Source organism: Bengtsoniella intestinalis (assembly GCF_039719005.1).
Taxonomy (GTDB): Bacteria; Bacillota; Clostridia; order Oscillospirales; family Oscillospiraceae; genus Oscillibacter; species Oscillibacter intestinalis.
On record NZ_CP133584.1, the window covers coordinates 1,218,879 to 1,231,820 of the forward strand.

Sequence of the window (12,942 nt, forward strand, 5' to 3'; positions counted from 1 at the left end):
GGGCGGATTGATGGTGTGGATTTTCTTCGCTTAATTATCCACGATGATGATGCGGATTTTGCCACCTTCATCGGGGTCGCGGTCGAAGTAGCCCACAAAGGTGACGCCAAAGGTCTTGGCCTGTGCCAATGTGGTCCAAGTGTCAGTGTCTTTATAATAGACCTGCACATCGTCGGCGATGACATAGGTTTCCCCATCGCCGACCAAAGAGCTAGTGCCAGTGAAGGCAGACACGTCTAGTTCCTCAGTGGCTTCTAGCACCACGGCAGAAATGAGGTTCCCATCATCATCCCATGCCATACCGCCGGGCTCGCCATCGTATTGGGTGTAGGCGCCAGTGGCCACGGTACGGGTGGTGCCAGTGGAGGTTTCCACAGCCAAGGTGTGGGTTGTGATGGTGGTAGACGAAGTGGTGGTACTACCGTCTTCATTGGTGACAGTGCCACCGACAGAACTCTTGGTGGAGGTGGTTCCATCCACGAAGAAGCCATAGGTATACAAATCACCTGTGACGTTATCAAGCAACATGATATCCACTTGACCATTGTCATCTAGATGGTAGTAGGTCACATCAGAAGAGGAAACCGTATCCACAGCAATGTCGCTGAGGGAGATTTTAGAAGCGGCGGTGTCGCCAATGCTTTCATAAATCACCACATCGCTGGCCAGTGTGCGAGAACCCAACTTACCAGAGCTCACATACAAAGAGCCGCTGCCAGAGGAGTAAGACAAGGTGTAGGCATAGGTGCCCTTGCTTTCAGTGTCTACCAATTTCACCAGTTGCCCGTCGTAAGCAGAGGTTGTGACGCTGGGAACGGTGATACCGCAAGTCAAGGTGACGGAAGAACCGCTGAGCACACCAATCATGTCATCAGACACGGTGGAGGAATAGGAACAAACGTCAATTACATCGCCAGTGGCATCCAAGGTCATGCAAATTTGGTCACCCAAAGCGAGGCCAGAGAAGCTGACGCCGTCGTTCACATCAAAGTCTGTACCCATCACGGTGACGGTTTCAGGTTGGGTGGGGTTGGGATCGGCGGCATCGTAATAACCAGTGATGACATAGCCGTCCATCAGACCAGCTGTTTGTGGCAAAATCATTTGCACAGTGCCGCTAGAGCCATAGCAAATCACCACTTCGCTGTAGGTTTCCAAAGCGTAGTAAGAAGAACCGAAGGTGGTGGCTTCTTCATCCATAATCACGGTGGCGCTAGAGGGCACCACAATGGAGGAGCCATCGGTGAAGGTGATGGAGTTGGCATCCACAGAGGAGATGTTGGCGGTGAGGCGGGTGTCCTCATTGGGCACAAAGCCGATGACTTCCCCTGCCACGTTGAAAATCAGCGTCCCACGGCAGGTGCCCACCAGTTCATCGCCAATGGCAGTCTTCTGGGTGTAAGGCACTTCGTTGCCATTGCTGTACACATACAAAGCGTTGGTGTCAGCGCCGTTTTTATAGCTGTTGTCCAGCACCACCACATCCGTGGCAGTGGATGCACCCACTTCGCTGAGATACTCACGGCCACTGGCATTGAGTTGGTTTGCCATACGCAGTAAAATATCCAACCCTTCTGCATAGGTGATGGTATCGGTATAGGTGGTGGAAATGCCATCTAAGAGCCCCAAGTTAGAGGCGGTGGCAACATAATCGCGGGGCCAGAAATAGCCAATGTCACTGGAGCTATAGCCCAGCATCCGCAGGCAAACAGTGGTCACCTCTGCAATGGTGATGCCACGGTTTGGCTCAAAGGTGCCGTTGCCCATGCCGTTGATGTACCCCAAGGTACACATCAAGTTGATGTCTGTGTAATAGCTGTCTGTGGGCAACACGTCGTTAAATGCAGAGGTATAGCTGGCAGAGGACACAGTATCGCTGTTGCCAGAGATGACCACTGCCAAGCTGCAAAAATCAGCACGGGTCATGGTGGAGACCATAGAGCCACTGGCGCTACCGCCCATGCCTTCAATGGCGGCGGCGGCCAAGTCGTATTCTTCTAAATCGTAGGCACTGACTGAAACAGTCATCATGCCAACCATCATCACGCAGGCCAACAAGCCTGATAGTAATTTTTTCATTGTTATCTCCTTATTTTTAGTCATTGCGCAACGCATCCACCGGTTGCAGTTGTGCGGCTTTTACAGCAGGATACAGGCCAAAAATCATACCGATGGCCACAGCGAAGATGAAGGCACCCATGGATACCAAGGTATTGGGTAAGGTAATCAAGTCGTACATGATTTTCCCCAAAATCGCCGATAAGAAATAGCCCAAGGCCACACCAATCAAACCACCGATGGCACTTAAAATGCCAGCTTCCACCATGAATTGGGTGATGATATCACTCTCAGGTGCGCCGATGGCTTTTTTGATACCGATTTCACGGGTACGTTCGCTGACGGTGACCAGCATGATGTTCATAATGCCGATACCACCCACCAGCAGTGCAATGCCAGCGATACCGCCCAGCACCACGCTCATGGATGTCATTTCGTCTTGGCTGGCGCTCATGGCGGAGTTGCCATTTTCCACCTCATATTCCACAACCGTGTCCGAGGTGTTCTCATAGAACCAATATTCAACATAGGTCATGGCTGTGTCCATCATGGTAGAAGAATCTACCTTGACAATAAAGCTAGAGACATAGTCGGTGCTTAAAAACTCGCGATTCAAGGTGTAGGGTAGCACCACCACGTCATCCATAGAGCCTTCGGTGCCACCATCTTTTTGGTAATAGGTGCCGATGACGGTGTAGGGACTGCCGTTGATGAGCACGGTAGAGCCCACAGGGTTGGTGTATTCAAACAAAGTTTGGTCAACATAGGAGCCGATGATGCACACGCGGCTGCGGTTTTCCAAGTCATAGCTTAAAATATCTCGTCCCAATTCCAATGTGTAGTTGCCACATTCGCCATAATCTTCATTGGTCAGCACCACGTCGGTGGAACTGCTGGTCATATAGTCGCTATAGCGAATGGTGGCAGAGGAGCTGGTGAGATAGGGGCTGATCCCCGTGACATAGTCCGACATTTCTGTGCTGGCATACGCACGTAGATCATCGGTAAAGTCTTCGGCGCGGGTAGCATCTAGCCAAGAGAGGGACACTTCCACCTTATTGACACCCATTTTTTCATAATAGGCGGTCATGTCGGCGTTGTACCCTTCTACCAGTGCCACCAGTACCAACACAGCGGTAACGCCAATGATGATACCCAGCATGGTGAGGAAAGATCGGCCTTTTTTCTCCAAAATGGAGTCGATGGCCATACGAACTGATGTCATTTGCCACCTGCGCTTTCTAGACGGACGTCACTGCCAGCAATGTCGCTGATTAGCTTGCCATCTTGCATGGTGACCACCCGCTTGGCATTGGCCGCAATGGAGAGGTCATGGGTGATGAGGATGACGGTGGTGCCCATATCGTTGAGTTGCTTCAAAATTTGGAGCACCTGTGCGCCCGTTTTAGAGTCCAATGCGCCAGTGGGTTCGTCGGCCATAACCACAGGAGAGGCGGTGGCCATGGCACGGGCGATGGCCACACGCTGTTGCTGCCCACCAGAGAGTTGGGTGGGGCGGTTTTCTGCTTTTTCAGCAATGTCCACCATTTCCAGCGCCTCAGCGGCACGGGCCATTCGTTCTGCCCGTGGCACCCCTTGATAGGTGAGAGGCAGTGCCACGTTTTCGGCCACAGTGAGGGAGGGTATCAAGTTATACCCTTGGAAGATAAAGCCGATTTGGTGAGAGCGGATAGAAGCCAGTTGCCGAGACGTCAACTCCTCCACTGGAGTGCCATCCAGCACGTACGACCCATAGCTGGGCACATCTAAGCAACCCAAAATGTTCATCATGGTGGATTTACCAGACCCAGATTGGCCTACGATGGCCACAAATTCTCCCAATTCGATTTCCAAATCCACACCGTCTAGGGCGTTGACTTGGTTTTCTTCGCCTTCCATATAAATCTTTTTAATATCTTTCAGGCTAATATAGCTCATAGCAATCACCTGCCGCCTTGGCCAGATTGCATACCCGATTGCATACCGCTGGACATCATGGATTCACGTTCCATCATCATGGCATCCATAGAAACAGTTTCTTCCCCAGAATCAGAAGTGGTATCACCGCCAGTGGGAGAGGTGGTTTCATAACGGGTGAACACTTCCACGCCCTCTTCCATTTCCTCGGCAATCAGCGCATACAAACTGCTGATGGCCTTCACGGTCACAGGCACTGCATAGAACCCATCAGGTACCACGCCGTCTTCTGTTTCAAGCATGTTATCAGGCTTAGAATCGGCTTTTACAAACACACAGGTTTGGTCGTCAATGGTTTTCAGCCCATCGATTGGTACCAAGTACCCTTCTTCTTCCTCACCAATGGCAATGGAGTAGCTGACGTTGACACCAGCAGACAGTGCGCCATTGCTTTGGATTTCAATGGTCACAGGGAAGTAAGCCACACCACTGGAGTTGGTGGCTTCGTAGCTAATTTCTGTGATAGAGCCATCAAAATATTGGGTGCTAGACCCAGAGGAATAGCTCAATGTGACAGCCATGCCCATTTCGATGCTGTCGATGTCCAATTCATCGATGTTGGCGGAGATTTCCATCACCGAGGTGTCGTAGACTACCACGGCGGTTTGCCCATTGGTGGGGTTACGGTCGGTGGTGACGTTGACCATGATGACCAAACCATCAATTTCAGAGTAGACTTCGTACTCTTCACGGCTTTCTTCAATGTCCTCAATGAACCCTTCCAAAGATTCAATCATGCTTTCGCTGTTTTCAATCTTAGAAAGTGCGCTTTCCAATTGGGTTTCCACGCTGTCAGGATCAATGGTGAACAGCAGTTGACCAGCCACCACATTTTCGTAGTCCTTGACGTACACGCCAGTGACTTCGTCAGCCAGTTCAGCTTCGATGTCCTCTTCATATTCATAGCTCAATTCCCCAGATTCAACAGGGAAAATCTCCATGCCAGAAGCGGTTGTGATGTAGGTGGTCACAGGGGTGGAGGCAGTCAAAGAGCCAGGATTATCCATCACGATGGTAACGGCAAAACAGCTGGCGCCTTCTGCTGTGAGATAATCCACATAGTCAATGGATTTCACAGACCCAGTGATGAGCATCATTTGGTCAGCCACAGCCACCTGCACAGGGGTGCCCACCGCAATGTAATCTTTATAAGCATAGTTGAAGTATTGGGTCACTTCCATGGTGGAGGTGTCCACCAAGGTGGCCATCACGGAGCCCTTTTGCACATCTTTGCCTTCTTCCACGGTAACATTGATAATCTTACCGCTAAAGTCTGCACGGACGTTGGCACCGTTGTAGCTGTCAATCAATTCGTAATAGGCTTCATAATAGTCAGCCAAGTTGATTTGTTCGTCGGCAATGTCCACTTCGTAGTCATAGATCGAGTCGTCTAAATCGCTATCGTCTTGAATATAGAGCAAATCACCGACGGACACATAATCACCAGCGGTGACAGCCACTTCCAAAATATCAGCATTGGAGGCGGTGGTGACAGTTTGGGTTTCTGTTGGCACGGAGGTGCCGTCCCCTTCTAACACCGTAGCCAGAGAACCATAGGTGATGGTTTCGGTCAAGGCTGCAGCCTCTTCTTCCACAAAGAATAAAATGTAGAGACCCACGCAAGATGCAATCAGCAGTGCCAATAAAAGCACCCGTTTGAAAATCTGCTTTTTGGTGAGTTTTTTCTTGGCACCCTTCACCTTGGGGGCTTTTTCTGCCTTGTCTGCTTTTTTTAGCTTAGGCAACGTTGGTTTGGCTAGTTTCAAAACAATTCCTCCTAAAATTCAAGCTTTCTTCAACACTTCTTGACAGTGTCCACAATAGCACCTATCTTTGATGGACTTGTGATGCAGTTAAGATTTAGTTGTGATGGAAATAGAAAAAGGCTAGTTGCACAAAAATTGTGCAACTAGCCTTTGTTTGCCTATGCAATTATACAAGATATAGTGTCTCTTACAGCAAAATGCTGATGGCCAGAGTCAAAACCAAGAAAGCTGCGGCAACCAGACAAAAAAAATGCACCACTTTCGTGGTGCGTTTTTTTATCGTCTGGATATCGCCCAATTGCAACATTCAAAACGCGCAATTTCATTACAGTTTACTACTTTTTAGCGATAACCTGTTTTGGGTTCGGGCGATTGATTTTATTCGAGGTGGGCTTCGCCCCCTCCGAGCTCCCCCATGGGGATACTCTTACAGCAAAATGCTGATGGCCAGAGTCAGAACCAAGAAAGCTGCGGCAACCCATTTGGTGGCCTTTGCCAACTTGGCATCCCAAGTTCTAGCCTTATTTTTAGACAGGAAAGAATCAGCCACACCGCCGATGGTGCCAGACAGACCAGCGCTCTTGCCAGATTGGGTCAGCACGATGGCGCTCAAAGCCAAACCACACAGCACTTGCAAAACAATAACAACAGTAATCATGTTCAACGTCCTCCACATTATATATGACACACGGCCATACAACTTCAATTTACAGGACAATATGATACCATATCCCAAGGCGCATTGCAAGGGGTTTTGTAAAAAAAGAATCGGGAAAATATAGAACAAATGTTTGCAATTTGCTTTTAAATGTGATATACTGTGAAGAATAAAGAAAATCTAAGGAGGGCACCATGGAATTAACGCCTATGCAGGAGAAAATATACACCTACCTTCAACAGGCCATCGCCAGTCAAGGGTATGCCCCTTCTGTCCGTGAAATCGGATTGGCTGTGGGTTTAAAATCCCCGTCCACCGTCCATTTCCACCTGACCCACCTAGAGCAAGCTGGTCTCATCAACAAAAGCCAAGGCAAAGGCCGTGCCATCACCTTGGCACAGCCTGTGCAAGAAAACCAAATCCCTGTGCTGGGTCATGTGGCCGCTGGTAACCCGATTTTGGCTCAAGAATACATCGAAGATTACCTAGCCTTTGACACCGGCGGTCGCACAGACGAGTTTTTCGCCCTCCGTGTCCGTGGATTTTCCATGAAAGACGTCGGCATTTTGCCCGATGATTTGGTGGTTGTCCGTCGCCAAACCGCTGCCAACCACGGGGAAATCGTGGTGGCTATGATTGAAGACGAAGCCACTGTCAAACGCTTGTCTCTGAAAAATGGCGAACGCTGGCTCCTTCCTGAAAATGAAGAATTCTCCCCCATCGACGGTCGTTACGCCTCCATTGTAGGCAAGGTTGCCGCCGTGGTGCGTAAATATTGAGTATCGATTCCCAACTGTAGGTGTTTATCTATGGTTGGGAGTTTTTTTGCCCCTACGGGGGGTCACCTGCCGGTGGGGCGTTCCCCCCACCCCATCGTAGGGGCGCCCATTGGGCGTCCGTTTTCCGATTCACTCTGAATTATTGTTTTTGCCCCTACGGGGCGGTCTGCTACCGCAGGGGTCACCTGCCGTTGAGGCATTCTTTTTGTATCGACAAAAAGAATCAAAAAACGATTTTTTCACGACGACTGCGGTCGAGTGAAAAAAGGAGATTTTTACGGGGGGTCATCGCTGGAGTGCTTTGGTCTTTTGAACAGCACCGAGATGCCTGATTTGACGCGAAGTATTCTTTCGGGCTTCGCCCTGATGCGATGTTACAGAAAGATGGTGCCATTTCTTGGGCGTGCCTAGGGTGTGGGTGTGGTATAGGTTGGTGGCGTTGGGTAAGACGGGCGACCGCAGGTCGCCCCTACAAGGAACACCATTGCATACAACCCAAGCTGACCGCAGGTCAGCGTCCCCCAGCGCCACCGCACCCATCGATGTCCACAATCTTAGGCACCTCACACGCGTGTTCCTATGTCCCCGTACGAGTCATGTGCGGCAGCAATCAGCGTTGGTTCGCGCATCCCACACGATAAGCCGAACGGGTGAGAGAAACCCACCCGTTAGCACCGCACCCACTCACACGCACCATCCGTATAAAATGGGAACACGTGAGACAGATGACCACGCGTGGTCATCTGCCACGTGCAAGATTTTTGGTTACTTTGCATCTTTGCAAAGTAACGCCCGCGCGGCGAGTGCCCCCACGGAGTGGGAAAAAGTTCATCAAAAGACAAATCCCACAGGGTGAAGCAAATTGCAATCGATTTCCACGGGCGCGCAATGGGCGCCCCTACAAGAGAGAAGGGCGAAGAAAGCCCCTGCGGCAAGCAGAAATCCCCTGCGGCAGCAGCCCACTAGCGGATCATCTTCATCACCGACACCTCATAGGCAATGTGCTTAACCATCAGCGCCCCTTCTTGCTTTTGATAGTCCCTACTTTGCATCCGCCCTTCTAGGCTCACCACTGCGCCCACATCCAAGGCCCCTGTGCGCAGTGCCAATTCTCCCCATGCAATGGCAGGTATGTAATCGGCTCTGCCATATAGCCGCGGCACCGCCAGCATCAAATCGCAAATACTTCGCCCCAAAGGGGTGCGCCGCAAAATTGGTGGCTTGCATAAAGCGCCACAGAGGGCAATGTGATTGCTGGGGCTTCCCGTCACTGGCAACAGTGTCTGGGTATACAAGCTCAAAACCAACCGATTGCCCTCACCACTTTTGTTGTTAAACGACCGCAATTGCCCATGGAGTCGCAGACGATCTCCCTCTGCCACCCCTTCCGCCAAGCTACTTGGCAACAGCACTGGCAACACATCCCCATAGCCTGAGAGCCGCGGCACTTCTAGTAACAAACGGTGGAAATTGGTTTGATGATTTTGGTGCGAAAACACAGGGGCACAGGCCACCTGCCCTTCTAATTGCAATTGATTGACGCCAGTAAAGTTGGACATACTACACACCTCAGTTGTAAAAATTTGATGGTACACTGTATGTCCAAATCTTTACAATTAGAACCTTGAAAAGGAACCGCGTCAATGATACAATGGTGGCAATCATAAAAACTTTGAAATGAAAACACATGAGGTATACCATGGCAAACATCATCAATTATTTAGACTGGCGCGGAGATTTGACTTTGGCTCAAGCCCCGTTTAATGAAGTGGACAGCTTGGTTTTATCTGAGCTGGTGTATCTGGATTTCCAAGGCATTGTCTCTGGTATGGACGGCGGTGACACCATCACCATTGCCCAAGCGGCGCAGGCCTTCCAAAAGAGTGAACGGGGCACCTATTTGGGTATTTTCGTCCCCACGCAAGCCCCTTTGTTATTGGAAAAAATGGGACAAAGCGCCCGTTTTGGTCACATGGAATTAAGTCACTTTGTGGACTACATCGACAACGAGCACTCCCTACAATTTGCTGCCATGACCATCCACACAGGAGATGGTGCCATGTTTATTGCCTACCGCGGCACCGATGATTCCCTTGCTGGCTGGAAAGAGGATTTTTTAATCAGCTGTATGCCTGAAATACCTGCCCAAAAATCTGCCTTACTCTATGCCAAGACCGTGACCACCCAAATTCCGCGAAAGAAAATCCGCCTTGGCGGTCATTCTAAGGGTGGCAATCTGGCTGTGTATGCCGCCACCTTTGTGCCCTACAAAATGCAACATCGCATTCTCCATGTCTATAGCAACGATGGCCCTGGATTTCACCACGCCATCTTCGATTTGCCCCAACACCAACGCTTAGAGGGTCGTATTTCCACCTTTGTGCCAGCGTCTTCTGTGGTGGGGATTTTCATGCAACATGAAGAAGATTACACCGTGATTAAAAGCAACCAACTAGGCTTTTTGCAACACGATGGCTTTTCATGGGAGGTGCTAGGCAGTGAATTTATCCATCTCGAAGAACTATCCAAGGGCGGTCAATACTTTGACCAAGCCATGCAATCATGGCTTGACGCCTTGAGTATTACCCAGCGTGAGCAATTTATCGAAAGCCTCTTCCACATACTCACCGCCTCTGGGGCACAAACCCTTGGGGATATGCGCACCGATGCACACAAAACCGCTTTGGCCATGGTACGCGCCACGGTGGACATGGACAAGCCCACCCGTGACGCCTTGCTCCACGCTGTGGGACTGCTCTTTCGCACCAACCTCCAAGTCCGTCGTGAAGGCTGGCACCCATGGTGGAAGCGAGAAGAATGATGGGGGTATGGGATGGCAGGAAACGGACAGGGGTAAACCCTGTCCTTACGTTGGCGTAATCGCAACAAAAAATGGGTCGGTTCAAAGTGAACCGACCCATTTTTTATTCATTTGTTTAGAACCCTTCAAACTGCCTTACACAGCAACCTTAGGGGTAATCTTGCTGATAACCATCAAGGTGGCAACCATCAACACAGCGGCGATGGGCAGCGCAATGAAGGCGCTTTGCACAAAGCCGGCGATAATATAGCTGACAAAGGTGACCACCGCCACAGTGATAGCGTAGGGGATTTGGGTGGACACGTGGCTGATGTGGTCGCACTGTGCGCCAGCAGAGGACATGATGGTGGTGTCGGAGATGGGAGAGCAGTGGTCGCCGCAGACGGCGCCAGCCAAGCAAGCAGACACGCAGATGATACCCAGAGGGTTGTCCAAGGGGAAGATATCCATGGTGATGGGGATGAGGATACCGAAGGTGCCCCAAGAGGTACCCGTTGCAAAGGCCAACAAGCAAGCAATCACAAAGATGATGGCAGGCAGGAAGTTTTGCAAAGCGCCAGCGGAGTTTTGCACCAGCATTTCAACGTAAGATGCAGCACCCAAAGAGTCAGTCATAGACTTCAAGGTCCAGGCGAAGGTCAAAATCATGATGGCAGGCACCATGGCTTTGAAGCCGTCGGGCAGGCATTCCATAGAAGCACGGAAGGCCAAAGTCTTGCGAATCATATAGAGCACCACGGTGAAAGCGAAGCCGAAGGCTGCGCCAAACATCAGGCCAACAGACGCGTCGCAGTTGGAAAAGGCATCGATGAAGCTTTCGCCTTCAAAGAAGCCACCAGAGTAAATCATGCCGATGGTGCTGAAAATAATGAGCACGACGACAGGAAGCACCAAATCAATAATACCACCATTTTCGTTGACTTCTTCCTCAGCCATGTTGGCATAGGGGTTTGCACCATTGAACAAGTCGCCCTCTTCAATGGCGGCCTTTTCAAACTTAGCCATGGGGCCGTAGTCGGTGCGGGTCACAACCAACACCACCATGGTCAAAATGGTCAGCAGTGCGTAGAAGTTATAGGGGATGGCGCTGATGAACAGAGCCAAGCCTTGGCCATCGGGCACGAAGCCAGCCACAGCAGCGGCCCAAGAGGAGATGGGTGCGATGATAACCACAGGTGCGGCCGTGGCATCGATTAAGTACGCCAACTTGGCACGGGAGATCTTGTGTTGGTCAGCCACGGGACGCATGACAGAGCCGACGGTTAAGCAGTTGAAATAGTCATCGATGAAAATCAAGCAACCCAGCAGGATGCAAGACAATTGTGCGCCAACACGGGTTTTGATATTTACAGCGGCCCAACGACCAAAGGCAGCAGAGCCGCCAGCTTTGTTCATCATGGAGACCATGGAGCCGAGGAGCACCAAGAACACCAAAATGCCCACGTTGTAACCATCGGCCAAGGAGCCAACGATACCGTCCACGAAAACATGGTTGACGGTCATTTCAAAGTCGAAGTTGCTGTAGAGGATACCGCCAGCGAGAATACCGACAAATAAAGACGAGTATACTTCTTTGGTCAGCAGAGCCAACACGATGGCCACCACAGGGGGAAGCAGCGACCATGCGGTCATGTAAACGTTACTGACGTGTTCACCGTCGGTGGCGAAGACGCCCATGGTTGCCATACTGGCTACAACAACCACAAGGAAAAGAGTGCGCAAAAGTGTTCGAGCAGAATATTTCATTTTCATTTCTCCTTTTAAAGTATGTAAAAAAATGGGGTCACGACGAATGTCATGACCCCATACCAAGACACACATTGACATAGATTCACAATAGCATTTCACCTTATTGCTTTGACGGCTTTATCAAATAATCAACCTTTTCAGGTCGGTACTTCTTTGCACCGCCAAAATACGCTAACAAGCCTTCAGTACGTGTCCACTATTTTTCTATGGGGGGCTTACCCTGAAAATAGAGTTACCTTACCTACGCTATCGCATTTAGTCATTATTATTATAGCAGTCTATCCCCAAATGTCAAGAACTTATGTATTATTTGCCGTTTTTTGCAATTTTAAGGGTTAGCCTTTAGTGCGCATCACAAATAACTCACAATATCGAAGAATTCTAACTGGCTATCCTTTTTCAAATACAAAGGATGGTGGGGGTGGCCTGTTTTGAGTAACTTCCCTGCCCGATACCACTGGGCATTGGCCGCTTTCCCCAAGGCGATGCAATCTCTTACGCACGATTTTAAATAAGGGCGTTTGTCAATCAAATTGCCCCATGCCGCCCAAATGGCAGGTTTTTCAGACAGAGACAGCAAGTAGGCAAAGGCTTTTAGGTTTTCCGCCGCCAAATACGCATTTTGCTCGCGCTCCATGTCATTGGGATTGGTGGCACGTTGAGCGTAAACATTGAACATCAAAAAGCTGTCATATCCATTGTGCAAAGCAATGCGCTGGGCAGATTGCAAAGTGTTGTCTAATGCATCTGGGGCGGCCGTAGAGGGGTTGATACCCATGCAAATCAACGGATTTTTCCCACGGGTGCCCAAAATGTAACGGTATTCAGAGTAGCCATTTGGCACGTATAGCCAGCGACCTACGTCATAGTCTGGATGGGGTTGCAACGCAGCGTCCAAGGCGGTGTCAAACGCCAGAATTTCAATGGCTGTGGTAGGCGATTGTGGAATGTGCATAAGCAGTCTCCTTACAGTTTTAAAAATACAAATGGGGCCACGGCAGGGACAAGCCCCTGCCCTACACAGGTTATATCGTAGGGCGGGGGCTTGCCTCCGCCGTTGCCCATAGTATACCATGCACCCCTTGCATTTTCAATGGGTGAATGGTACACTAAAAACGGGCGAGCACAACTCGC

The 12,942-nt window shown here is 50.2% G+C and carries 10 protein-coding genes; 2 read left to right on the forward strand and 8 right to left on the reverse strand.

What is annotated here, in order from left to right; all coding sequences use genetic code 11:
• Positions 1 to 30 precede the first annotated feature (30 nt).
• The 5 genes from RFF05_RS05905 to secG all read right to left on the reverse strand — a co-directional run bounded on the left by RFF05_RS05905 (position 31) and on the right by secG (position 6,459).
• A complete protein-coding gene (locus RFF05_RS05905; RefSeq protein WP_409969448.1) occupies positions 31 to 2,079 on the reverse strand; it encodes an S-layer homology domain-containing protein in 2,049 nt (682 codons plus the stop codon).
• A gap of 16 nt (positions 2,080 to 2,095) precedes the next feature.
• Positions 2,096 to 3,283, reverse strand: coding sequence for an ABC transporter permease (locus tag RFF05_RS05910; RefSeq protein ID WP_409969449.1), 1,188 nt, complete (start codon positions 3,281 to 3,283; stop codon positions 2,096 to 2,098).
• Positions 3,280 to 3,996 (reverse strand): ABC transporter ATP-binding protein, encoded by a 717-nt coding sequence (locus RFF05_RS05915; protein ID WP_409969450.1) that lies wholly within the window; start codon positions 3,994 to 3,996, stop codon positions 3,280 to 3,282. Before RFF05_RS05915 ends, RFF05_RS05910 begins: the two co-directional genes overlap by 4 nt.
• A 5-nt stretch (positions 3,997 to 4,001) precedes the next feature.
• Positions 4,002 to 5,801 (reverse strand): HlyD family efflux transporter periplasmic adaptor subunit, encoded by a 1,800-nt coding sequence (locus RFF05_RS05920; protein ID WP_409969451.1) that lies wholly within the window; start codon positions 5,799 to 5,801, stop codon positions 4,002 to 4,004.
• A 427-nt stretch (positions 5,802 to 6,228) separates the two neighbouring features.
• Positions 6,229 to 6,459, reverse strand: coding sequence for a preprotein translocase subunit SecG (gene secG / locus RFF05_RS05925; RefSeq protein ID WP_409969452.1), 231 nt, complete (start codon positions 6,457 to 6,459; stop codon positions 6,229 to 6,231).
• A gap of 194 nt (positions 6,460 to 6,653) precedes the next feature.
• Here secG and lexA point away from each other — a divergent pair, with 194 nt between their 5' ends.
• Complete coding sequence (lexA, locus tag RFF05_RS05930; RefSeq protein WP_409969453.1) at positions 6,654 to 7,238, forward strand: transcriptional repressor LexA; 585 nt, start codon at positions 6,654 to 6,656, stop codon at positions 7,236 to 7,238.
• A gap of 962 nt (positions 7,239 to 8,200) precedes the next feature.
• Here lexA and RFF05_RS05935 read toward each other — a convergent pair.
• Positions 8,201 to 8,797, reverse strand: a complete 597-nt coding sequence (locus RFF05_RS05935) for a single-stranded DNA-binding protein (RefSeq protein ID WP_409969454.1) — start codon at positions 8,795 to 8,797, stop codon at positions 8,201 to 8,203.
• 140 nt (positions 8,798 to 8,937) lie between these two features.
• Here RFF05_RS05935 and RFF05_RS05940 point away from each other — a divergent pair, with 140 nt between their 5' ends.
• On the forward strand, positions 8,938 to 10,059 hold the full coding sequence (locus RFF05_RS05940; protein ID WP_409969455.1) for an Mbeg1-like protein: 1,122 nt from the start codon (positions 8,938 to 8,940) through the stop codon (positions 10,057 to 10,059).
• A gap of 135 nt (positions 10,060 to 10,194) precedes the next feature.
• Here RFF05_RS05940 and RFF05_RS05945 read toward each other — a convergent pair whose 3' ends face one another.
• Entirely contained in the window at positions 10,195 to 11,805 is a 1,611-nt protein-coding gene (locus RFF05_RS05945; RefSeq protein WP_409969456.1) for a Na+/H+ antiporter NhaC family protein, read from the reverse strand.
• Between the two features lie 355 nt (positions 11,806 to 12,160).
• Positions 12,161 to 12,763: a DUF1643 domain-containing protein gene (locus RFF05_RS05950; protein ID WP_409969457.1), complete on the reverse strand. Its 603-nt coding sequence runs from the start codon at positions 12,761 to 12,763 to the stop codon at positions 12,161 to 12,163.
• Positions 12,764 to 12,942: the final 179 nt, after the last annotated feature.